This is a genomic window from Agromyces arachidis, from assembly GCF_052805135.1.
The window spans coordinates 15,810-37,978 of record NZ_JBRBDK010000001.1 but is presented as its reverse complement, the minus strand read 5'-3'; the positions used below and the strand labels follow the sequence as shown (position 1 = coordinate 37,978).

Annotated in this window: 23 protein-coding genes and 1 pseudogene; 14 read left to right on the top strand and 10 right to left on the bottom strand. The window is 72.7% G+C overall.

All coding sequences use genetic code 11. From position 1 onward, the window contains the following. Positions 1–213 precede the first annotated feature (213 nt). Complete coding sequence (locus tag ACUY4T_RS00205) at positions 214–798, top strand: 1-acyl-sn-glycerol-3-phosphate acyltransferase (RefSeq protein WP_446016885.1); 585 nt, start codon at positions 214–216, stop codon at positions 796–798. Positions 799–804: 6 nt separating this feature from the next. On the opposite strand, the gene ACUY4T_RS00200 is transcribed toward ACUY4T_RS00205, so the two are convergent. The 3 genes from ACUY4T_RS00200 to ACUY4T_RS00190 form a co-directional block, all read right to left on the bottom strand. Further along, positions 805–1,014 carry a dodecin gene (locus tag ACUY4T_RS00200; RefSeq protein ID WP_446016884.1) on the bottom strand — a complete coding sequence of 70 codons (210 nt, stop codon included), beginning with the start codon at positions 1,012–1,014 and terminating at the stop codon, positions 805–807. A 73-nt stretch (positions 1,015–1,087) separates the two neighbouring features. After that, the gene (locus ACUY4T_RS00195) at positions 1,088–2,407 is read right to left on the bottom strand and encodes a hypothetical protein (RefSeq protein WP_446016883.1); all 1,320 of its coding nucleotides are present in this window, start codon (positions 2,405–2,407) and stop codon (positions 1,088–1,090) included. A 75-nt stretch (positions 2,408–2,482) separates the two neighbouring features. After that, positions 2,483–3,067 carry an RNA polymerase sigma factor gene (locus ACUY4T_RS00190; RefSeq protein ID WP_446016882.1) on the bottom strand — a complete coding sequence of 195 codons (585 nt, stop codon included), beginning with the start codon at positions 3,065–3,067 and terminating at the stop codon, positions 2,483–2,485. Between the two features lie 159 nt (positions 3,068–3,226). Between ACUY4T_RS00190 and ACUY4T_RS00185 the strand changes: the two genes are divergently transcribed. The 3 genes from ACUY4T_RS00185 to ACUY4T_RS00175 all read left to right on the top strand — a co-directional run bounded on the left by ACUY4T_RS00185 (position 3,227) and on the right by ACUY4T_RS00175 (position 6,160). Beyond that, positions 3,227–3,520 (top strand): putative quinol monooxygenase, encoded by a 294-nt coding sequence (locus ACUY4T_RS00185; protein ID WP_446016881.1) that lies wholly within the window; start codon positions 3,227–3,229, stop codon positions 3,518–3,520. Positions 3,521–3,636: 116 nt separating this feature from the next. Beyond that, positions 3,637–4,452 carry a hypothetical protein gene (locus ACUY4T_RS00180; RefSeq protein WP_446016880.1) on the top strand — a complete coding sequence of 272 codons (816 nt, stop codon included), beginning with the start codon at positions 3,637–3,639 and terminating at the stop codon, positions 4,450–4,452. A 142-nt stretch (positions 4,453–4,594) separates the two neighbouring features. Beyond that, complete coding sequence (locus ACUY4T_RS00175) at positions 4,595–6,160, top strand: outer membrane protein assembly factor BamB family protein (RefSeq protein WP_446016879.1); 1,566 nt, start codon at positions 4,595–4,597, stop codon at positions 6,158–6,160. A gap of 30 nt (positions 6,161–6,190) precedes the next feature. Here ACUY4T_RS00175 and ychF read toward each other — a convergent pair whose 3' ends face one another. Beyond that, positions 6,191–7,264, bottom strand: coding sequence for a redox-regulated ATPase YchF (gene ychF / locus ACUY4T_RS00170; protein WP_446016878.1), 1,074 nt, complete (start codon positions 7,262–7,264; stop codon positions 6,191–6,193). Between the two features lie 143 nt (positions 7,265–7,407). On the opposite strand from ychF, the gene ACUY4T_RS00165 reads away from it, so the two are divergent. Next, a complete protein-coding gene (locus tag ACUY4T_RS00165; protein WP_446016877.1) occupies positions 7,408–7,905 on the top strand; it encodes a DUF7363 domain-containing protein in 498 nt (165 codons plus the stop codon). On the opposite strand, the gene ACUY4T_RS00160 is transcribed toward ACUY4T_RS00165, so the two are convergent. Beyond that, entirely contained in the window at positions 7,874–8,653 is a 780-nt protein-coding gene (locus ACUY4T_RS00160) for a class I SAM-dependent methyltransferase (protein ID WP_446016876.1), read from the bottom strand. The two genes, ACUY4T_RS00165 and ACUY4T_RS00160, sit on opposite strands and share 32 nt — an antisense overlap. A 108-nt stretch (positions 8,654–8,761) precedes the next feature. On the opposite strand from ACUY4T_RS00160, the gene ACUY4T_RS00155 reads away from it, so the two are divergent. Together ACUY4T_RS00155 and ACUY4T_RS00150 are read left to right on the top strand one after the other, a co-directional pair. Then, a complete protein-coding gene (locus tag ACUY4T_RS00155) occupies positions 8,762–9,379 on the top strand; it encodes a 3'-5' exonuclease (protein WP_446016875.1) in 618 nt (205 codons plus the stop codon). A gap of 87 nt (positions 9,380–9,466) precedes the next feature. After that, on the top strand, positions 9,467–10,960 hold the full coding sequence (locus ACUY4T_RS00150) for a DNA recombination protein RmuC (protein WP_446016874.1): 1,494 nt from the start codon (positions 9,467–9,469) through the stop codon (positions 10,958–10,960). 3 nt (positions 10,961–10,963) lie between these two features. Here the strand turns inward: ACUY4T_RS00150 and ACUY4T_RS00145 are convergent, their stop codons facing one another. The 4 genes from ACUY4T_RS00145 to ACUY4T_RS00130 form a co-directional block, all read right to left on the bottom strand. Then, positions 10,964–11,356: a VOC family protein gene (locus ACUY4T_RS00145; protein ID WP_446016873.1), complete on the bottom strand. Its 393-nt coding sequence runs from the start codon at positions 11,354–11,356 to the stop codon at positions 10,964–10,966. Positions 11,357–11,424: 68 nt separating this feature from the next. Next, positions 11,425–12,804, bottom strand: coding sequence for an MFS transporter (locus ACUY4T_RS00140; protein WP_446016872.1), 1,380 nt, complete (start codon positions 12,802–12,804; stop codon positions 11,425–11,427). A gap of 78 nt (positions 12,805–12,882) precedes the next feature. Next, positions 12,883–13,884, bottom strand: a complete 1,002-nt coding sequence (gene glpX / locus ACUY4T_RS00135; protein ID WP_446016871.1) for a class II fructose-bisphosphatase — start codon at positions 13,882–13,884, stop codon at positions 12,883–12,885. Between the two features lie 136 nt (positions 13,885–14,020). Next, positions 14,021–14,974 carry a fructose-bisphosphatase class II gene (locus ACUY4T_RS00130; RefSeq protein WP_446016870.1) on the bottom strand — a complete coding sequence of 318 codons (954 nt, stop codon included), beginning with the start codon at positions 14,972–14,974 and terminating at the stop codon, positions 14,021–14,023. A 106-nt stretch (positions 14,975–15,080) separates the two neighbouring features. On the opposite strand from ACUY4T_RS00130, the gene fbaA reads away from it, so the two are divergent. Together fbaA and ACUY4T_RS00120 are read left to right on the top strand one after the other, a co-directional pair. Then, entirely contained in the window at positions 15,081–16,112 is a 1,032-nt protein-coding gene (gene fbaA / locus ACUY4T_RS00125; protein ID WP_446016869.1) for a class II fructose-bisphosphate aldolase, read from the top strand. Positions 16,113–16,120: 8 nt separating this feature from the next. Beyond that, positions 16,121–16,705, top strand: a pseudogene (locus tag ACUY4T_RS00120) (DUF6264 family protein). A 49-nt stretch (positions 16,706–16,754) separates the two neighbouring features. Here ACUY4T_RS00120 and ACUY4T_RS00115 read toward each other — a convergent pair. Next, positions 16,755–17,798 carry a 4-hydroxy-3-methylbut-2-enyl diphosphate reductase gene (locus ACUY4T_RS00115; protein WP_446017397.1) on the bottom strand — a complete coding sequence of 348 codons (1,044 nt, stop codon included), beginning with the start codon at positions 17,796–17,798 and terminating at the stop codon, positions 16,755–16,757. A gap of 85 nt (positions 17,799–17,883) precedes the next feature. Here ACUY4T_RS00115 and xseA point away from each other — a divergent pair, with 85 nt between their 5' ends. The 5 genes from xseA (at position 17,884) to ACUY4T_RS00090 (ending at position 22,155) form a co-directional block, all read left to right on the top strand. After that, the gene (xseA, locus tag ACUY4T_RS00110; RefSeq protein WP_446016868.1) at positions 17,884–19,107 is read left to right on the top strand and encodes an exodeoxyribonuclease VII large subunit; all 1,224 of its coding nucleotides are present in this window, start codon (positions 17,884–17,886) and stop codon (positions 19,105–19,107) included. A gap of 10 nt (positions 19,108–19,117) precedes the next feature. Then, positions 19,118–19,357, top strand: coding sequence for an exodeoxyribonuclease VII small subunit (locus tag ACUY4T_RS00105; protein WP_446016867.1), 240 nt, complete (start codon positions 19,118–19,120; stop codon positions 19,355–19,357). Beyond that, a complete protein-coding gene (locus tag ACUY4T_RS00100; RefSeq protein WP_446016866.1) occupies positions 19,357–20,013 on the top strand; it encodes a DUF4245 domain-containing protein in 657 nt (218 codons plus the stop codon). The genes ACUY4T_RS00105 and ACUY4T_RS00100 overlap by 1 nt, the downstream gene beginning before the upstream one ends. Then, positions 20,010–20,663, top strand: a complete 654-nt coding sequence (locus ACUY4T_RS00095; protein ID WP_446016865.1) for a carbonic anhydrase — start codon at positions 20,010–20,012, stop codon at positions 20,661–20,663. Before ACUY4T_RS00100 ends, ACUY4T_RS00095 begins: the two co-directional genes overlap by 4 nt. A gap of 76 nt (positions 20,664–20,739) precedes the next feature. Further along, a complete protein-coding gene (locus ACUY4T_RS00090) occupies positions 20,740–22,155 on the top strand; it encodes a class II fumarate hydratase (RefSeq protein WP_446016864.1) in 1,416 nt (471 codons plus the stop codon). Positions 22,156–22,169: the final 14 nt, after the last annotated feature.

The window sequence follows — 22,169 nt, the reverse complement described above, 5'->3', positions numbered from 1 at the left end:
GAGTGGGACCGCCCTACGCTCGTCCTCGCAGTGTAGGGGCGGAAGGCGGAAGTGTGAAGTTCTAGTTGAACGTTCGTCCTGAACCCCTCAGGTTACGCGCGGGGCCGAGGTCGCAGGTGACGCCGCTCCGGCGTGTCACCGCTCCACAGCGCGCACGGTGCGGCGGAACCGCCCATACCGCGCGCGGCATACGCGGTGTCGTACGGTTGCCGGATGCTCCGACGACTGGTCGCCCGCGTCTACTGGGCCTGCAGCAGGTGGACCCTGGCGGGCGATCCCGCCCCGACGCGGCCGTCGGTCCTGATCGGTGCGCCTCACACGTCCAACTGGGACTTCGTGCTGATGCTCGGCATCGCCTGGCGCTACGGCCTCGACATCCGCTGGCTCGGCAAGAAGAGCCTGTTCGCCGGATGGCGCGGGCCGATCATGCGCGGGCTCGGCGGCATCCCCGTCGACCGCGACGACCCGAGCCGTGTCGTGTCCGAGGTCGTCGAGCGCATCCGCGCGGGCGAGGTCTTCGGCCTGGTCGTGACGCCGGACGGCACCCGCGGGTCGAACGCCTACTGGAAGTCCGGGTTCTACCGGATCGCCCGCGAGACCGGGATGCCGGTGACGCTCGGGTTCGTCGATCGCACCACCATGACGACCGGCCTCGGTCCGACGTTCGAACTCACCGGCGACGTCGCCGCCGACATGGACCGCATCCGCGCGTTCTACGCCGACAAGGCCGGGCTGCGCCCGGACCTGCGGACCGAACCTCGACTCCGCGACGAGACCGGCGTCGCCCCGGCCGACTGAGCGGCCTCACTCCTCGAGACGGAATCCGACCTTCAGGGTGACCTGGAAGTGCGCGATGTCGCCGTCGGCGACGTGACCCCGCGTCGAGACGACCTCGAACCAGTCGACGTTCCGAAGCGTCGACGTCGCCCGTGCGATCGCGTTGCGGATGGCGGCATCCTGGCTCTCCGAGGAACTCCCGACGATCTCGGTGACGCGGTAGACGTGGTCGTGCATGGCGGGCTCCTGACTCCCCGCGCCGTCGCGGGGTGCCCTCGACCCTAGCCCGGGCGACCGCGCGGCGACAGGCCTACTCGGCGGAGAAGTCGAGGCTCGACTCGGCGACTGCGATGACCGACCATGTGCCTCCGTCCGCGTCGGTGAACTCGTAGGCGGGCACGACCAGCACGCTCCCGTCCGGCTGCCACTGGCTTCCCAGGCCCAGGCGCGCCTCGACGATCTCGACGTCGTTCACGGGCCAGGCGACCTCGGCGCCGGGGCTGGGCGCGGCCGGCGGCTCGGTCGGCGGCACCCACTCCTCCGTCGTGACCGGGGCGTCCTCGGCTGCGGCGGGCATGATCGTCATCCACGCGCCGAACCTCGGGTCGGAGAGTCGCTCGAAGCCCTCCCGCTCGCTCACGACGGGGTAGTCGCCGAGACCGATGAGCTCGGCGAGCACGCCGGAGGCACTGACGATCCCCGCGTCGGAGAGCTCGATGCTCCACGCCTGGTCGACGCGCTGCCCGTCGACGACGGGCCACGCCTGCGCCGTCCGGGTGACGGCGCCCTCCCACGTCTCCGACGTGAACTCGTACGACGCCACGTCGCGCCCCGTCGCTGCCAGGAGCGAGCGCAGCGCGTCGATCGCCGCCGCTTCGCCCGGAAGCTCGCCGGTCGGCTCGCACGGCTCCGCGCTGCCGTCGCTGGAGACCGGGCAATCCCACGGGTTGAGGCTCGGGTCGGAGTACCAGAAGCCGAGCGTGCCGTCGAGCGAGACGCCGAGGGACGGCGCGGTGCCGTCCTGCGGGCCGACCGTCCACGAGCCGTCCACGAGCTCCGGGGCTCCCTCGACCCCGAGCGCCGCCGCCAGCTCGGCGACGGTCCGGGCGTTCGAGGCCGCGCGGGCGTCGTAGCCGTACACCGCAGCCGTGCCCGCCTCGTCCGAGAGCCCCGACGCGCTGAAGGAGTTCCGGCCCCCGCCGAACGGCGGCCAGATCATGGCGTCGGGCGCAGCCGACTTGGCGTCGGGCGAGACGGGGCCCTCGGGCACGCCCGGACCCTGCTCGACGCTGCTCGAGCCGTCGGCGCCCTGCAGCACGATCGGCGGCGCCGCACCGCCGGCGAGGTCCGCCGCTCCCCCAGTGGTCGCGCCGATCCCGTACCCCGCCGTCCCGACGACCGCGAGCCCGGCGGCGATCGCCGCCACCTGCAGCCAGCCCGTCCGGCGTCGCGCGCGCTCGGCGCCGAGATCGGTGACGGATGCCGCCGCCGGTCCCGCCGCGGCCCCCGCCTCGGCGGAGGTCGCCCGCATGAGGACCTCCTCGGCGAACCCCTCGCGGGGCTCGGCCCCGGCGGCGGGGTCGGCGGCGCGAAGGCGCTGCATCGGGTCGCGCTGCTCGTCGTCGTCCATGTCGATCGCCCTCCGTGACATCCGCTCTCACCCATGCCTGTGTGCCGCGAGCGGCGAACCTTGCACGGGATGGCGTCAGAACGACATCCGGTCGCCCCAGGCCTCGCGGAGCCGCTTCCGCGCCCGGGAGAGGGCGGCGTCGGCCCCCGACCGCGAGATGCCGAGCACCTGCGCGAGCCCCTCGCCGTCGAGGCCCTCCCACGCGTGCAGGAGCAGGATGCGACGGTCGCGCTCCCCGACGCTCATCAGGGCGCCGCGCAGCTCGTCGTCGAAGAGTGCGCTCAGCTCCGGGTCGTCGGCGACGCGCGGCGCCCCGGACTCGGGCACCGCGTCGACCGGAAGGTCGACGAGCTTGCGCCGGTGGTTCGCGAGCGTGAACCCCGCCGTGCGGTAGAGCCACGGCAGCACGGCTTCGCGGGGCACGTTGTCGCGGCGCCGCCACGCCGTCGCGAACACGTCGGCGGCGAGGTCCTCCGCGTCCTGCCGCGGGCCCCGGCGGGCGAAGTACCGGACGAGCGCGGTCGAATGCTGCTGCACGACCTCGGTGAACCACGCCAGGGCGTCGTCGCCGGCATCGGCCGTCGACGGGTCGGCGCGGTCGGGCATCCGGACCCCCTGGGTCGACTCGTCGGCTTCGGCATCGGTGCTGGCGATCCTCACGACATGTCTGTGTCGCGATCGAGGCGAGTCTTGCACGCACCACCGGCTCGCGGCGCGTGCCGCACCCGGATGATGCGGATGACCCTGCCTGCGCGGCGCGGCGCGGCGTAGGATCCGGTCAGCGCCGCCCGCGGCGGGCGCCCGTGAGGAGGTCGCGAGATGGCCATCAAGGTGATCGTCGAGATGAAGGCGAGGCCCGGGGAGCGCGACGCGCTGAAGCGCCGGCTCGACGACCTGGTCGCCGCCCAGGGGCGCGACCGGCGCGGCTTCCTGGGCAGCACCCGCTACGAGGTGCTGGACGATCCGGACACCCTCGTGGAGATCGCGGACTGGGACTCCGCCGAGTCGCGGATGGCGCACCTCGAGGAGGCCATGGCGGGCGGGCTCTTCGAGCCGCTGGCCGAGCTCATGGCCGCCCCGTTCCGGGTCACGGTCGTCAGCCCGCTGGACTAGGTCGCCGACGGGCCGGCCGAGCGCGGCACGTCGCCGCCGCGGGCCGAAGGTCACGGGTCGGCCGCGATCAGCGGACCGGGGACGCGGTCGGGCGGTCGCGCCCCTACGATCCTGCTGTGGACCCGAACACCGCGCGGCAGGTGCTGCGCCTCGACCCCGACGAGCCCCTGACCGCTGCGGCGGTGGAATCCGCCTTCGCGCGCGAGTCCTGGGAGCGGCATCCGTCGCGCTACCCGGATGCCGCGGGCCGCGACGCCGCGACGGCGTGGGCGAGCACGCTCGCCGACGCGCGCCGCGCGCTCCTGCCGTCCGCGAGCACGGACGCCGCGCCGTGGGTGCTGCCGACGCCCGTGACGGAGCACGCGCCGACGGCCGCCGCGACGCCCGTTCGGCCCGTCACGACGCCCCGACCCGGTCAGACGGGAGCACCCCGCTGGAGCCGTCGCCGCAGGGCGGTGCTCGTCATCGGCATCGTGGCCGCGAGCGCCGGCGTCGTCGCCCTCGTCGTCGGCGCCGGCCTCGGCGCGACGAGGCTCGCGGAGCAGCTCGTCGACCAGGCCGCGGTGACGGTCGACGATGCGGACTGGTCGTCCGACGGCGACGCGGTCCGCTACTCGGCGGACGAGACCTACTTCACGTTCCCGTCGGGCCTTGAGGAGTACGCCGACGGGCGGTACCAGGCCCGCTGCCCCGCCGAGTTCGCCGCGGGGTGCTGGGAGGCGGTGCTGATTCCCGAGGCCTCGTGCCCGTCGCTCGAGGTCGACCTGGAGTTCACGAACGACGACGAGACCTGGGTCGTGCAGGCCCGCGAGACCGTGGCGATCCCGGATGCCCGCGCCGGCGAGGCGACCCCCGTCGTGTTCGGCCAGGACGACTACGACTACGGCTGGATCGCGGACGTGCGGTGCGGAGAGGCCGCCGGCTCGCCCTGACTTCCGTCCTCCCGCGGGCGTCTCGGGCGCCGCGGGCCGTGCGGCGGGCCCCCGTACTGGGCCTATCCGCCGGCGAACCGCGGCCGTAGCGTGTGGCGCAGTTCCACTCATGACCGCTCGGTCGGTGCGGGAGGAGCGCAGGATGCCCAGGACACGCCGGAACGCCATCGGGACCGCGATCGCGAGTGGTGCGATCGCCGCACTCGTGCTCGGCGGCGGCGCCGCGCTCGCCGCCCCGGGCGGCAACCCCGGAGGCAACGGATGGCCCGTGGCCGGCGGCGATCGGCAGAACACCCGGTACGCCGCGAACGAGAAGAAGGTCTCGGCCGCGAACGTCGACGGACTCGCGCCCACGTGGGTGTTCACCACCGAGGGAGACGTCACGGCGACGCCCGCCGTCGACGCGACGCGGGTGTACCTGCCCGACGCGGCCGGCAACCTGTACGCCGTCGACCGTGCGACGGGTCAGCTCGCCTGGTCGACGGAGATCGGCTCGTACACGGGGATCGATGGCGACCTCTCCATCGTGACGCCGGCGGTCACCGACAGCGCCCTCGTGCTCGGCAACCGGGGCGTCTCCGGCGGAGGCGGCGCCGTGATGGCGGTCGACAAGTCGACGGGCGAACTGCTGTGGAGCACGCAGGTGGAGGTCCATCCCGCGGCGGTCATCACGCAGTCCGCGACCGTGTTCGACGGCATCGTGTACGTGGGCACCGACTCGCTGGAGCCCCTCCTGGCCGGGGTGGTCCCCGGTTACGACTGCTGCAGCTTCCGCGGCAGCTTCACGGCCCTCGACCTCGCGACCGGCGTGGTGCTCTGGACGACGTACCTGGCGCCCGAGGGATTCCCCGGCGTCTCGGTCGTGGGCGGCTCACCCGCGATCGACGCGAAGCGCAAGTCGGTCTACATAGCGACCGGCAGCAACACCGACCTGCCGGATCCGGTGCTCGACTGCGTGGCGGCCGCGGGCGACGACCCGGACGGCCAGCGCGCCTGCATGGATCCCGCCGACCTTTTCGACTCGATCGTCGCCCTCGACCTGCGGACGGGCGCGATCAGGTGGACCACCCGGACGCTGCCGTTCGACGTGTGGAACTTCTCGTGCCTCCCCGCCTTCGGCAACCCCGAGAACTGCCCGGAGCCGTCCGGACCGGGCCACGACTTCGCGCAGGCTCCGATGCTCTCCACGGCGAAGTCCGGCCGCGGCAAGGGCGTCGAGACGCTCGGCGTCGGTCAGGAGAGCGGGCGGTTCTGGGCGCTCGATCCCGCGACCGGTGCGCTCAAGTGGGTGACCCAAGCCGGCCCCGGCGGCACCTTCGGCGGCCTGGGGTCGGGCTCGGCGACCGACGGGGCGCACGTCTACACCGCGAACGCCAACAGCAACCAGGTCGACTACCTCGGGTACACGGACGGCGTCTGGAGCGCCCTGGACGCCGTCACCGGGCAGATCCAGTGGCAGACCTGGCCGACGCACGGCGGCAGCATCTCGGGGCCGGTGACCACGGCGAACGGCGTCGTGTTCGGATGCGCGCTCGACCCTGACGGCTACATGTACGCGCTGGATGCGACCAGCGGGCAGGTGCTCTGGGAGTTCGCGAGCGGCGGACCCTGCCTCTCCGGCGCGGCGATCTCGAACGGGACGGTGTACTGGGGGTCGAGCTCCACGGCGTCCGGCGGCGACAGGCTGTACGCGTTCGGGCTGCAGTGACGCCCGGAAGTCCGAGTCGACGACGGAGCGTCAGACGTTGAAGCGGAACTCCACCACGTCGCCGTCCTGCATGACGTAGTCCTTGCCCTCCATGCGGGCCTTGCCCTTCGCCCGGGCCTCGGCGACCGAGCCCGTCTCGACGAGGTCGTCGAACGAGATGACCTCGGCCTTGATGAAGCCCTTCTCGAAGTCGGTGTGGATCACGCCGGCCGCCTGCGGGGCCTTCCAGCCCTTGCGGATGGTCCAGGCGCGCGACTCCTTCGGGCCGGCGGTGAGGTAGGTCTGCAGGCCCAGCGTGTCGAAGCCGACGCGGGCGAGCTGGTCGAGGCCCGACTCCTCCTGGCCGGTCGAGGCGAGCAGCTCGGCGGCGTCCGCAGGGTCGAGGTCGATCAGCTCGGACTCGATCTTCGCGTCGAGGAAGACCGCCTCGGCGGGCGCGACGAGTGCGGCGAGCTCCGCCTTGCGGGCGGCATCCGTCAGCACCGCCTCGTCGACGTTGAAGACGTAGATGAAGGGCTTCGCGGTCAGCAGGCCGAGCTCGGCGATCGGCGCGAGGTCGACCTTCGAGGCCGACAGCGGAGTGCCCTTCTGCAGCTCCTCCTGCGCCTCCTTGGCGGCGGCGAGCACCGACGGGTCGAGCTTCTTGCCCTTGACCTCCTTCTCGTACCGCGTGATGGCGCGCTCGAGGGTCTCGAGGTCGGCGAGGATCAGCTCGGCGTTGATCGTCTCCATGTCGTTCTTCGGGTCGACCCTGCCGTCGACGTGCACCACGTCGGAGTCCTCGAAGCCGCGCACGACCTGCGCGATCGCGTCGGCCTCGCGGATGTTGGCGAGGAACTTGTTGCCGAGGCCCTCGCCCTCGGAGGCGCCCTTCACGATGCCGGCGATGTCGACGAACGACACGGCCGCCGGGAGGATGCGCTCGGAGCCGAAGATGCCGGCGAGCACCTCGAGTCGCGGGTCGGGCAGGTTCACCACGCCGACGTTCGGCTCGATCGTCGCGAACGGGTAGTTCGCGGCGAGCACCGTGTTCTTGGTCAGGGCGTTGAAGAGGGTCGACTTGCCGACGTTCGGGAGTCCGACGATTCCGATGGTGAGAGCCACGGGGGTCAATCGTACCCCGCGTCCCCCGTGCGTCTCGGTGCACTCCCTGATGTGCGGGCGGATGCCGCCACCTAACGTCGATTCGGCGGGGAGGTCCTTCCCCGCTCGCTCGCGCACGGCGCACACACGGAGAAGGGGTTCGGATGCTGCAGGGGGGACGTGCCGCCGTCGGGGCGCACGCGGAGGCGCAGGTCAAGCCGATCGTCTCGACGGGCGCCTCGACCATGCTCCGGGTGGTGCTGACCGCGATGCCGGGCCGATCGACGTCGGACCCCGCCTCCGACGCATCCGAGACCCTCGCGCGACGACTCTCGCTCACCGTCGCCGCACGCGGCCTCAAGGTCGCGCTCGGCGGCCGCCGCAGCCGGTCGCTGCGGCTGGCGCCGGACGGCACGGCCTCGGCGACGTTCCGGCTCGTGGGCGTCGACCGCGGCCCCGGCGACGTGACCGTGGTCATCCGCGGAGACGACGACGAGACCCTGGCCGTCCTGCGACTGACCGTCGAGGTGGTCGGCTCGGACGATCACGACCAGACGGGCGTCGCGCGCGTCACCGCGAACGTGCCGCCGCGGCCGATCCTCCGATCGGCCGCCGCCCCGTCGCCGCGGATCACGGGCGCCTGGCTCGGAAGCACCGCGTGACGTAGGGCACGGCGAGCTCGCCGGCGCCCGCGACATCCGGGTGGGTGTCGAGCAGCGTCTCGATCGCGGCGATCACGGCGCGCTGCTCCGACTCGTCGGCGGTGATGAAGTGGCTGCGCGATCGCACGAGGTCGAGGAACCGCGCGCGCGTCATCCGCTCGACCCAGTCCACGCGGTGCTCCTCGAGCGGCCCGAACGGGCGGCCGACCCGGGCGTACGCCTCGACGCCGGCGGAGGCGTCGTGCCGTTCGCGCATGATCGCGCCCGCCTCGCGCAGCCAGCCCACCGACGTGTCCCGGCTGTTCCAGACCAGGCCGAGCGTGCCGCCGGGACGCAGCACGCGGGCGATCTCGGGGACCGCGCGCTCCGGGACGAACCAGTGCCACGCCTGGCCGGCGACGACGGCGTCGACGGAGGCGTCCTCGATCGGGATGTCCTCGGCGGTGCCGAGGATCCGCGGCACGCCGGGGACCCGGACCTCGAGCTCCTCCAGCATCTCTTCCACCGGATCGACCGCGACGACATCGAGGTCGAGCGCCACGAGTGCCTCGGTGAGCCGGCCGGTGCCGGCACCGAGGTCGAGCACGCGCCGCGCGCCGTCGACCGACCAGGCGACGGCCTCGACCGGGTATCCCGGCCGGGCGGCGGCGTAGACGGATGCCGCGGCGCCGAACGACCGCGCCGCGGCCCTCGTCGCGGGGTCGGCCGGGTCGGCCACGAGACCCGCGCCGGAGTCTGCCTCGTCCACCTCGCCATTCCACGCCGCGGCGAGCCATCCGTCAATGGCCGTGGGCGGATCCGTGCGCGCACGGCGGGTGCGCGCCGGGAGGTCGTCGGGGCGTGCGACGATCGGCGCGTGCCAGTGAGCTTCACCGCGATCGACTTCGAGACCGCCAACTCCTCCCCTGCATCCGCCTGCTCCGTCGGCGTGGTGAAGGTGGCCGACGGCCGCGTCGTCGAGCGGGAGCACCGCTACATCCGCCCGCCGTTCCCGCACGACGAGTTCTCGCCGTGGAACGTGCGGATCCACGGGATCACCCCCGACATGGTCGCCGGCGCCGACGGGTGGGAGACGCACCTGCCGTGGCTGCGCGAGTTCGCGGGTGACGACTGGCTGGTCGCGCACAACGCCGGCTTCGACATGGGCGTGATCGCGAAGACCTCCGAGGCGCTGGGGCTCGCGGTGCCCGACTTCCGGTACCTCTGCAGCCTCCAGGTCGCGCGGCGGACCTACCACCTCGACTCGTACCGACTCCCGGCGGCGGCGATGGCGGCGGGGTTCGAGGACTTCGCGCACCACGACGCCCTCGCCGACGCCGAGGCGTGCGCGGCGATCATCGTGCACGCGGCGAAGCGGCACGACGTCGACCACCTCGAGCAGCTGGCCCACGTGACACGCGTCCGCGTCGGCACGATCGGCGCCGCCGCCACGGCGCAGCGAGCGTCGCTGCACGGCCCGATGGCGCTGCAGTAGCCGCGGGCCGGCGCCGCGCCCCGATCGGATGGCGCCCGGCCGGGCCGCCTCGACGAGGATGTCGGCGGGCGCTGCCACACTGGCGGCATGGACCTCCTCCTGCTCCTCATCGGCCTCCTCGTCGGCGGCGCGCTCGGCGCGCTGGTCATGCACCTCGTCGCGTCACGTCGCTCGGCCGAGGTGCAGCCGACGGAGGACCCGGCGCTCGTCGAGGCGCGGCACGAGCGCGCGCTGCTGGAGCTGCGAGCGGCGGCGGAAGCGGAACGCGCGGCGATGCTCGCCGAGCAGCACCAGGTGCAGGCGGCGCTGCGGGCCGAGCTGGCCGCGGCCGAAGCGGCGGCGGCCGGCCTCCGCGAGCAGATCGACCACCAGGTGCGCCAGCACCGCGACGCGATCGAGCAGCAGCGGCTCGACCAGGCCGAGCGCGCGGAGCGCGAGCGACGCGAGAGCGCGGTGCTGCAGGCCCTGAGCCCGGTCCGCGAGACGCTGGCGACGATGCAGCGCAAGGTGTCCGAGCTCGAACAGCAGCGCAGCGAGCAGTACGGATCGATCGCCGAGCAGCTCAAGCGCGCGCAGCTCTCCGACGCCGAGCTGCGCGCGACGACCGAGTCGCTTGCGAGCGCGCTCCGCAACAACAGCACCCGCGGCGTCTGGGGCGAGACGCAGCTCCGCCGGGTGGTCGAGGCGGCGGGGCTCATCAAGCACGTCGACTTCGGCGAGCAGCACCAGGTGGCCACCGACCAGGGCCGAGGCCGTCCCGACCTCGTGGTCTACCTCCCCGGGGGCAAGTTCATCCCCCTCGACTCGAAGGTCCCGCTCGAGCACTACCTCGCAGCATCCGCCATTCCCGAGACCGCCATCGGTGAGGAGGGCGCGCGCCGCAGGTCGCTCATCGAGAAGCACGTGAAGGCCATGCGCTCGCACATCGACGCGCTCGGCAAGAAGGGCTACTGGGAGGGTCTCGAGGCGCCCGAGTTCGTCATCGCCTTCATCCCCAACGAGTCGCTGCTCTCGGCCGCCCTGGAGGCCGACGCGGGCCTGCTCAACTACGCCTTCGAGCGCCGGGTCGCGCTCGCATCACCGGTGAACCTCTTCGCCGTGCTCAAGACGATCGACTACGCGTGGCAGCAGCAGGCCGTCTCCGATGAGGCGAAGAAGCTGTTCGACCTCGGCAACACGCTGTACCAGCGCATCGGCGTGCTCGCCGGTCACGCCGACTCGCTCCGCAAGGCGATCGAGCGCACGGTCGACAGCTACAACAAGTTCGCGAGTTCGCTCGAATCGCGCGTGCTCGTCACGGCCCGTCAGTTCCCCGGCATCAACGAGACGAAGCTCTCCCTGGTCGCCGAGCCCGCGCCCATCCACGACGGGCCGCGCCGGCTCTCCGCGCCCGAACTCACCGACGCCCCCGAGCTCGCCGAGGCTCCGCGTCCGCTCGCTGCGTCCCACGCGCTCGAGGTTCCGGCCGCGGCGGACCCGGCGATCGGCGACGTCTCCGAAGCCGGTGAGGGCCTGCTCATCGACACCCCGTTCGACGGCGCCGACCTCGACCCCCACATCCGGTCGGCATCGTCCGACTGAGCGTCACATCTCGATGACGCTCAACACGTTGCCCGCCGGATCGCGGAACCACGCGATGACCGGGCCGGGGTTCTCCTCCGAACCTCGGGCGATCCCGCGCTCGTCGGTGCCGAACGCCCAGCCGTCCGTGTAGATCTTCGTCGTCACCCCCGAGTCGTTCAGCTGGTCCACCGCCGTGTCGATGTCCGCGACCACGAAGTTCAAGACGGTGAACCCAGCGGGCACGTGATCCGGCTTCGGGTAGACGAAGACCGGCTGGCCCGACGGCAGTGTCAGCCGCAGCCCGCCGACGGCCTCGTCGACGACGTCCAGTCCGAGCGTCGATCCGTAGAACTCCCGGGCCGCGTCGAGATCATCGACGCTGAACCCCGGGAAGGCATTCTCAACCGCGAGCATCGCGTTCCCCCTTCACGATCGCCACTCCCAGATGGCGCGTCCAACTCTCCGACCGGGCGCCGACCGCGTCAAGCCCCGTCCCGCTCGCGCCCGCCATGGGGATCGGCATGCGGTTCGTCGACGGGCGACGCGAGGCCCGCCGCCGCCTCCGCGCCGGTCACCACGCTCGCGTCCATCGAATCGTCATCCAGGGGATGCGCGAGCTCGTCCTGCCCGAGCCTGGCCGCCGCGAGCGTGACGACGGCGAGCACCGGAGGCACGAACCCGGCGATGAGGAACGCCGGCCCGAGGCCCAGCCACTCGCCGAGCGGACCGGCGATCGCCATCGACAGCGGCATCAGCGCGAGCGACACGAAGAAGTCGAGGCTGGAGACCCGTCCGAGCATCGCCGGCGGCACCCGCCGCTGGAGCAGCGTGCCCCAGACCACCTGCGCCCCGTCGAAGAGGAACCCCACGACGAAGGTCGCGACGACCATGACCCAGAGCCAGGGTGTGACGCCGATGATCGCGAGCGGGAGGCATCCGAAGCCCCACGCGAGGATCATCAGGGTGAGGTACCGCCTCGGCAGGCGGAACGAGGAGACCAGCAGTGAGCCGGCCGCCCCACCGAGGCCGAACGAGGCCAGCACCAGTGCGAACTCCCCCGCCCCGCCGCCGGTCTGATCGCGCACCGCGAACGGGATGAGCACCTCGATCGGGCCGATCACCACCAGCACGAGAAGAATGGAGAAGGCCAGCGTCGCGAACAGCCACCGGGTGCGCAGGAGGTAGCCGAATCCGTCGCGGAGGTCGACGAGCATGCGGCGCACCGGGTGCGACGGTGTCGCGTCGAGCTCGCGGCGTACGGCCGTGGTGCGCATGAGGCCGAGCGCTCCGATCGCGACCACCTGGAGCGCGGCGACCACGACGAACGCGAGCCACGGGCCCTGGAGGGCGATCAGGAGGCTCGCGAGCGCGGGTCCGGCGGCATTCTGCGCCACCGGGCGGAGCACGCCCTCGACGCCGTTCGCAGCGAGCAACTGCCCGGCCGGCAGCAGCGCCGGCAACCACGCCGAGTACGCCGGGTAGAAGAACCCGTCGGCCACCCCGAGCACGAACGAGAGCACCGCGAGATGCCACACCTCGATCGCGCCCGTCGCCGCGAGCAGGCCCGCGATGGCGAAGACCACGGCGCGCCCGACCTCGATGACGAGCAGGATGCGCCGCTGCGGCACCCGATCGGCGACCACGCCGCCGACGAGCACGGCGGCCACCAGGCCCAGGCTCGCGCCGACCGCGACGACCGACAGGTCGATCGGCGTTCCGCCGAGCTCGATGACCTGCCAGGCGGCGGCCACGATCCACGCGCCCGCCGACAGCAGCGACGCCGCGAGCGCGACGACGAGCAACCGGTACTGCGCCGAGGTGAACGGTCGCAGCGCCCGCGGCACGCGCGTCTGGGTGGTCACCCGTCAAGTCTGCGATACCGGTCGCCGCCGTGGCGAGGTCCTCCGCTCACGGCAGCGCAGGACGCGCGGTCCCCGCGCTCAGCGGTCCTCGGCGTCGAGCCACTTCTCGACGAGGTGGTCGGCCCGCACGCGTCGGATCGTGCCCGACTTGCCGCGCAGCACGATCGACTCGGTGCGGATGATCGGTCCCTTCCGGCGCACGCCGTCGACGAGTTCGCCGTCGGTCACGCCGGTGGCCACGAAGAACGTGTTGTCGCCGCGCACGAGGTCGTCGAGTTCGTAGACGCGGTCGCAGTCGAGCCCGGCCGCCTCGCCGGCCGCGCGCTCCTCGTCGTCCTTCGGCGCCAGCCGACCCTGCATGAACCCGCCGAGCGCCTTGATGGCGCACGCGGTCGTGATGCCCTCGGGGCTGCCGCCGATGCCCACGCACATGTCGATGCGCGACTCGTACCGGGCCGCGTTGATGCCGCCGGCGACGTCGCCGTCGCTGATGAGCCGGGTGCCGGCCCCGGCGGCCCGGATGTCGGCGATGAGCTGCTCGTGACGCGGCCGGTTGAGCACCGCGACGCGCATGTCGGTGACCTCGCGGCCCTTCGCGCGCGCGAGCGCCCGCAGGTTCTCGCCGATCGGCTTGCGGATGTCGACGACCCCGATGCCGGCGGCATCCGTGACGATCTTGTCCATGTAGAACACCGACGACGCGTCGAGCATCGTGCCGCGATCGGCGACCGCGATGACGGAGAGCGCGTTCTGGCGGCCCTCGGCGGTGAGGGTCGTGCCGTCGATCGGGTCGACGGCGATGTCGCACGCGGGGCCGCGGCCGTTGCCGACGTGCTCGCCGTTGAAGAGCATGGGCGCCTCGTCCTTCTCGCCCTCGCCGATCACGACGACGCCGTCGAAGTCGACCGTGCTGAGGAACGCGCGCATCGCGTCGACTGCGGCCTTGTCGGCAGCGATCTTCTCGCCGCGGCCGATCCACGGATAGGAGCGGATGGCGGCCGCCTCGGTCGCGCGGACCAGTTCGAGCGCGATGTTGCGGTCGGGGTGGAGGTAGAGGCTTTCGGTCTCGGTGCTCGCCATCGCAGGGCCTTCCATGAGTCGTCGGATGCGGCGACCGCAGCGGGTCTCGCGGAGCGGACGTCGGTTCGAGCCTAGTGACGGGGCCTGCTCGGAGCCGGGTGGAACCGCTCGGAACGACGTGAAAGATCGGCGGTTCTTAACCGTCCGAGCTCGGACGGGCGGTCCGCTGGTCCGATGCCGTCCGAGCGCCGCCGGATGCGCCGGGCGGGACGGTCCACGACGCTCCCGCCGCCAGCGCGAGCCCCGGCCCCAGATCGCACGGCGTGACCGCGGTCAGGAACACCGCGACGTGGTCGCCGCACAGGTCGTCGAGCCCGACGACCCGGTCGGCGTCGACGCCGGCGGCCGCCAGCCTCGCGCGCTCGCCGGCCGACTGCGGCGCCAGGCGGGCCTGCATCCACCCTCCGAGCGCGCGCACCGCCGCGGCGGTGAGCACGCCCTCCGGGGCGCCGCCGATGCCGACGACCAGGTCGAGGTCGCCGTCGCGGCGCGCGGCGCGCAGGCAGCGCTCGACGTCGCCGTGGACGAAGCGCTCGACGGACGCTCCCGACTCGTCCGCGGCGAACGCCAGGGCCGCGTTGCGCGGCCGGTCCTGCACAGCGACCCGCACCATGCCGACGGGGACCTCCCGCGCCGCCGCGATGCGGGCGATCGTCTCGCCCAGGGGCGCGTCGAGCTCGAGGCCGGGCACGCGGCTCACGAGCTTGGCCATGTAGTGCGCCGGGCCGATGTCGAGGAACGCGTTCCGCGGCGCGACGGCCATGATCGCCATCGCTCCCGGCAGCCCCGCCGCGGCGAGGCTCGTGCCGTCGACGGGGTCGACGGCCACGTCGATCGCGGGCCCGCGGCCAGTGCCGAACCGTTCGCCGAGGTGGAGCATCGGGGCGTCGTCCTTCTCGCCCTCACCGACCACCACCCGGCCGTCGGCCCCGACGGAGGCGAGCGCGGCCCGCATCGCCGCGACCGCGGCACCGTCGACGGCGTCGCGATCCCCGCTTCCGACGAGCGGTGCGGCGGCGACCGCCGCGAGCCGCACGGCCTCGGCGAGCGCGCGGGCGAGCGACGGGTCGTCAGGTGCGGAGGACGGCATCCGTCCATCGTGCCCGATGGCGGCCGCGGCATCCCACTCGCACCTGAGCCCTTCTCGACACGTCGCTAGACTCGTGCCAACCCAACGACTTCCGAAGGAGCAAGGCATGCCCATCGCAACTCCCGAGCAGTACGCGCAGATGCTCGACACCGCCAAGGCCCGGGGGTTCGCGTTCCCGGCGTTCAACGTGTCGAGCTCGCAGACCCTGAACGCGGTGCTGCAGGGGCTCACCGAGGCCGGCTCCGACGGCATCATCCAGGTCACCACGGGCGGCGCCGACTACTTCGCGGGCCACACGGTCAAGGCGCGCGCCGCGGGTGCGCTCGCGTTCGCGAAGTTCGCGCACGAGGTCGCCAAGGCCTACCCGGTGACCGTCGCGCTGCACACGGACCACTGCCCGAAGGAGGCCCTCGACGGGTTCGTGTACCCGCTCATCGCCGCCTCCGAGGAGGAGGTCAAGGCCGGCCGCAACCCGATCTTCCAGTCGCACATGTGGGACGGCTCGGCCGTGCCGCTCGACGAGAACCTCGAGATCGCCAAGGAGATCCTGCCGAGGCTCAAGAACATCAACGCCATCCTCGAGGTCGAGATCGGCGTCGTCGGCGGAGAAGAGGACGGGGTCAAGCACGAGGGTTCCAACGAGGCGCTGTACACGACCCTGAACGACGCCATCGCCGCCGTCGAGGCGCTCGGCCTCGGCGACCAGGGCCGCTACATGGCCGCCCTCACCTTCGGCAACGTGCACGGCGTCTACAAGCCGGGCAACGTCAAGCTCCGCCCGGCGCTGCTGAAGGAGATCCAGGACGGCCTCGCCGAGAAGTACGGCACCGGCGAGAAGCCGCTCGACCTCGTCTTCCACGGCGGCTCGGGCTCGACCGACGAGGAGATCGCCGAGGCGGTCGCCAACGGCGTCGTGAAGATGAACATCGACACCGACACCCAGTACGCGTTCACCCGATCGATCGCGGGCTACATGTTCCAGAACTACGACGGCGTGCTCAAGGTCGACGGCGAGGTCGGCAACAAGAAGCAGTACGACCCGCGCGCGTGGGGCAAGGTCGCCGAGACGGCGATGGCCGCCCGCGTGGGCGAGTCGACCCGCCAGCTCGGCTCGGCCGGCAAGTCGATCTCGGCGTAGGGCAGCGGATGACGCAGGACGAGGCCGCACGGAACGACGCTGCGGAGGCCGGGGCCGCCGACGCCCCGCCGCCCCCGCCGCGTGACGAGCGGCCTCGTCCGCGCTACGGCGAGTACGCGCCCGAGGGCTGGTCGTGGCAGCCTCCGGCCGACGATCGAGCGGAGGCCGCGCCGACCGCTCCGCCTCCGCCGCCCGCCCCGGTCGTGCCGGCGGCCACCCGCACCGGCACGGTCGACCGGATGACGACCATCGCGCTGCTCGTGCTGGGGGCGTTCGGCGCCTGGAACAGCGCGATGAGCCTGCAGCAGCTTCCCGCGGCCATCCAGGCCGTGTACACCCAGCAGGGCGTCGGCACGTACTCGCCGCAGCCGTGGCTGCCCACGCTGGCGCTGATCGGCACCGTCTTCATGCTCGCGCTCTACGCGGGCGTGCTCGGCTAGTCGATCGCCCGCCTGCGTGCCGGAAGGCTCGCCTTCTGGGTGCCGGTCGTCGGCGGCGTCGTCGCGCTCGTCGCGACCATCGTGCTCACGGGCGTGGTCTTCCTGACCGACCCGACGTTCATCGCCTTCGTCCAGCAGCGTTCGACGCCCTGAGCCGGCCCGCGCCCGCCGCGGGCGCCGGGTCCGAGACAGAGCGCCGGGGTCAGGCGGTGGCCTGGCGCCCCCGGCCGCCGAGGGCGCGCGCGTCGCGCTTGCCCTGCAGGTCCTTCCGGAGTTCCTTCGGCAGGGAGAACATCAGGTCCTCCTCGGCCGTCTTGACCTCCTGGACCTCGCCGTAGCCGGCGTCCTCGAGTTCGAGGAGCACCTCCTTGACGAGCCCCTCGGGCACGGACGCGCCGCTGGTAACGCCGACCGTCTCGGCGTCGTCGAGCCACTCCTGCCGGATCTCGCTCGAGTAGTCGACCCGGTAGGCGCGCTTCGCGCCGTACTCGAGCGCGACCTCGACCAGCCGCACGCTGTTCGACGAGTTCGCCGACCCGACGACGATCACCACGTCGGACTCGCGCGCGACCTTCTTGATCGCGACCTGGCGGTTCTGGGTGGCGTAGCAGATGTCGTCCGACGGCGGGTCCTGCAGGTTCGGGAACCGCTCGCGCAGGCGCCGCACGGTCTCCATGGTCTCGTCGACCGACAGCGTGGTCTGCGAGAGCCAGACGACCTTGTCGGGATCGCGCACCTCGATGTTCGGCACGTCGTCGGGGCTGTTCACCAGCGTGACGTGGTCGGGCGCCTCGCCGGCGGTGCCCTCGACCTCCTCGTGGCCCTCGTGGCCGATGAGCAGGATCTCGAAGTCGTCGCGCGCGAAGCGCACGGCCTCGCGGTGGACCTTGGTGACGAGCGGGCACGTGGCGTCGATCGCGTGCAGGCCGCGCTCGGCGGCGGAGTTGACCACCGCGGGCGAGACGCCGTGTGCGCTGAAGACGACGTGGGCGCCCTCGGGCACCTCGTCGACCTCCTCGACGAAGATCGCGCCCTGCTTCTCGAGCTCGGTGACGACGTGGATGTTGTGGACGATCTGCTTGCGCACGTACACGGGCGCGCCGTAGTGCTCCAGCGCCTTCTCGACGGCGATCACGGCGCGGTCGACGCCGGCGCAGTAGCCTCGGGGCGCCGCGAGCAGCACCTTCTTGCGTCCTTGGGCGGGGATATCCTTGAGCCGGCCGCGCACGCTCGGGATCCGAGGCATGCCGAGGTCGATTCGCGGGGCATCCGTCAAGCTCGTCACGGGTGCCATCCTACGCGGGTGCGGATGACGGGCGGCTGGGAGGCGCATGGCTCAGGGCCCCACGACCCGGGAGACCCCGTGGTCGGTCTCGATGCTCTCGGGCAAGCTCAAGGAGTACCTCGACCGCCTCGGCACCGTGTGGATCGAGGGCGAGGTCACGCAGTGGGGCGTGTCCGCCGGCAATGTCTACGGCAAGCTGAAGGACCTCGAGGCGGATGCCACGGTGTCGTTCACCATCTGGTCGTCGACCCGCGCGAAGCTCGCCGAGCAGTTCAAGGCCGGCGACCACGTGGTGGCGCTCGTCAAGCCGAACTGGTGGGTCAAGGGCGGCTCGCTCACGATGCAGGTGTTCGACCTGCGGCACGTGGGGCTCGGCGACCTGCTCGAGCGCCTCGAACGGCTCCGTGCGCAGCTCGCCGCCGAGGGGCTGTTCGCCCCGGCGCGCAAGGTCCGCCTGCCCTTCCTGCCGGGTGTCATCGGCCTGGTCACCGGCAAGGACAGCGACGCCGAGAAGGACGTGATCCGCAACGCGGTGCTGCGATGGCCCGCGGTCGAGTTCCGTGTCGTCCACGCCGCCGTACAGGGCGACCGCTGCGCCCCGGAGGTGGTCTCGGCGATCCGCCGCCTCGACGCCGATCCGGACGTCGACGTCATCATCGTCGCCCGCGGCGGCGGCGACTTCCAGAACCTGCTCGGGTTCAGCGACGAACGGGTCCTGCGCGCCGCCGCCGAGGCCGTCACCCCCATCGTCAGCGCGATCGGGCACGAGGCCGACCGCCCGCTGCTCGACGAGGTCGCCGACCTGCGGGCCTCGACGCCGACGGATGCCGCGAAGCGGGTCGTGCCCGACGTGGCCGAGGAGCTCGTCCGGGTCGAGCAGGCCCGCGCCCGGCTCCGCATGCGCATGACCGGCCTGGTGAGCCACGAGATCGACCGGCTCGGCCACCTGCGCTCCCGCCCGGCGCTGGCCGACCCCGGCTGGATCGTCGACCGCCGCGGCGAGGAGCTCACGCGCTGGGTGGCACGCGGCGCCGAGCTCGCCGGCCGCGCGATCGAGCGCGCGCACGTGCGCGTCGGCGAGCTCCGATCGCAGTTGCGCGCCCTCTCCCCCCTCGCGACGCTGCAGCGGGGCTACGCCATCGTCCAGCGCGACCACGACGGGGTCCTCACCCGCCCGGAGCAGGCGCCCGACGGCACCACGCTGCGGATCACCCTCGCCGAAGGTCGCCTCGCAGCGACGTCTCGGGGCCCTGTCGGCGACGGCGAATAGAATGCCGTCCATGCCCACCACTCCCACGGATGTCGCCGAGCTGACCTACGAGCAGGCGCGCGACGAGCTCGTGCGCGTGGTCGCCGAGCTCGAGCAGGGCTCGCCCACGCTCGAGGAGTCGTTGGCGCTCTGGGAGCGCGGCGAGGCACTGGCCCAGCGGTGCGAGGAGTGGCTCGTCGGCGCGAAGGCCCGACTCGACGCCGCGCGCGCCGGAGCCGCGGCGCCCGCGGGCGACGGCGGCGACGACTGATGGCACGGCGTGAACCCAGGGTCGTCGCCGAGCTCGGGCGGCCCGAGACGCCGGAGGAGACGGCGGCGCGGAAGGCCGACGACGCCGCGCGACGACGCCAACGGCAGACCGTCCGGAACCTCGTCGGCTCGCTCCTGGCGAGCCTCGCCGTGGTCGCGATCATCGTGCTCCTCGTGCCGCGGAGCGACGGGCCGATCGAGCGCGACATCGACGTGCCGTCGGTCGCGGCGCAGGCGCAGGTCGGGATCGAGCAGCCGCTGGCCGTTCCGGACCTGCCCGAGGGCTGGCGGTCCAACGCGGCGGAACTGCGCGACGACCGTGCCGACGGCGTCACCGCGTGGTACGCCGGCTACCTCACGCCGAGCGACGAGTACGTCGGCATGTACCAGGGCCTCGCCGCCAACCCGACCTGGACCGCCGACCTGCTCGCGAACACGATCGCGACGGGCGTGACCACGATCGACGGCGTCGAGTGGACCGTGTACGACAACCGGGAGAGCGCCGCAGACGTCGGCAACGCCCGCTACGCGCTCATCGCCGAGGCCGGCGACAGCACCTTCGTGCTGCTCGGCACGGCGCCGACCGCCGAGTTCGAGACCCTGGCCCGCGCCGTCGCGCCGGCCATCGACGCCCAGCGCCGAGAGGAGCGGTCGTGAGCCAGCCCGCCGCCGCACGTCCGACCACCCCCGCCGAGACCTGGCGCGAGCTCCGCGCCGGCAACCAGCGCTTCATCGCCGGCACCCCGCAGCATCCGCGCCAGGACGTCGACCGACGCACCGAGCTCGCCGACCACCAGCGCCCCCTCGTGGCGATCTTCGGCTGCAGCGACTCGCGGCTGTCCGCCGAGATCATCTTCGACGTGGGGCTGGGCGACGCGTTCGTCGTCCGCAATGCCGGCCAGGTCATCTCCGACTCGGTGCTCGGCTCCCTCGAGTACGCCGTCGGCGTGCTGGGCGTGCCGCTCATCCTCGTGCTCGGCCACGACCAGTGCGGCGCGGTGCGCGCGGCGATCGACTCGCAGGGCGACGGGGCCGAGCCGCTGCCGGCGCACATCGCCAAGATCGTCGAGCGGATCGTGCCGGCCGTGCGTCGCGTCGCCGGGGAGGCCGAGGGCCCGATCGATTCCGCCGCGGTGGATGCCGCGTACGTCGGCCGGGAGCACCTGCGCGACACGGTCGCCGAGCTCCTCGAGCGTTCCGAGGTGGTCAGCGACGCGATCGCAGCCGGTACGCTGGCTATCGTCGGCGCGAACTACCGCCTGCTCGAGGGCCGCGCCGAGACCGACATCGTCGTCGGCCGCATCTGACGCCGTCGGCGGCATCCGCTCGTTCGCACGCCGCTGCCGGGCATCGAGACAACCCGAGATCGAAGGGGAACACACCGTGGTGGACAACGCCGCCGACTACCGGATCGAACACGACACGATGGGCGAGGTGCGGGTCCCCGCGTCGGCGCTGTACCGTGCTCAGACGCAGCGCGCCGTCGAGAACTTCCCGATCTCGGGCTCCGGCCTCGAGCCGGCCCAGATCGCCGCGCTCGCCCGCATCAAGAAGTCCGCGGCGCTCGCGAACGCCCGGCTCGGCGTGCTCGACGCCCAGCTCGCGCAGGCGATCGCCGACGCCGCCGACGAGGTCATCGCGGGCCGGCACTCGTTCGTCGAGCACTTCCCGGTCGACGTCTACCAGACCGGTTCCGGCACCTCGTCGAACATGAACATGAACGAGGTGCTCGCCACCATCGCGACCGAGAAGCTCGGCAGCCCGGTGCACCCCAACGACCACGTCAACGCGTCGCAGTCGTCCAACGACGTCTTCCCGACGTCGGTGCACATCGCCGTCACGGCCGCCCTCATCGACGAGCTGATCCCCTCGCTCGACCACCTCGCGGTCGCGCTCGAGGCGAAGGCCGACGCCTGGTCGGGCATCGTGAAGGCCGGCCGCACGCACCTGATGGACGCCACGCCCGTCACCCTCGGCCAGGAGTTCGGCGGCTACGCCCGGCAGGTCCGCCTCGGCATCGAGCGGGTGCGCTCGGCGCTCCCCCGCGTCGCCGAGGTCCCGCTCGGCGGCACCGCCGTCGGCACCGGCATCAACACGCCCGCCGGCTTCCCGCAGCTGGTCATCCAGCTGCTGCAGGACGAGACCGAACTGCCCATCACCGAGGCCGCCGACCACTTCGAGGCGCAGGCGAACCGCGACGGCCTCGTCGAGGCCTCGGGTGCGCTGCGGACCATCGCGGTGAGCCTCACCAAGATCTGCAACGACCTGCGCTGGATGGGCTCCGGCCCGAACACCGGCCTCGGCGAGCTGTACATCCCCGACCTGCAGCCGGGCTCGTCGATCATGCCGGGCAAGGTGAACCCGGTCGTGCCGGAAGCCGTGCTGATGGTCGCCTCGCGCGTGGTCGGCAACGACGCCACCGTCGCCTGGGCGGGCGCATCGGGTTCGTTCGAGCTGAACGTGCAGATCCCGGTCATGGGCACGGCCCTGCTCGAGTCGATCCGGCTGCTGTCCAACTCGGTGCGCGTGCTCGCCGACAAGACCGTCGACGGGCTCCGCGTCAACGAGGAGCGCGCCACCGCGCTGGCCGGCATGTCGCCGTCGATCGTGACGCCGCTGAACAAGGTCATCGGCTACGAGGCCGCCGCGAAGATCGCCAAGCACTCCGTGGCCAAGGGCATCACGGTCCGCGAGGCCGTCGTCGACCTGGGCTACGTCGAGCGCGGCGAGGTCACCGAGGCGCAGCTCGACGACGCGCTCGACCTGCTCTCGATGACGCGTCCGCCGCAGGCGGGGTAGCGGCGGCACGCGCC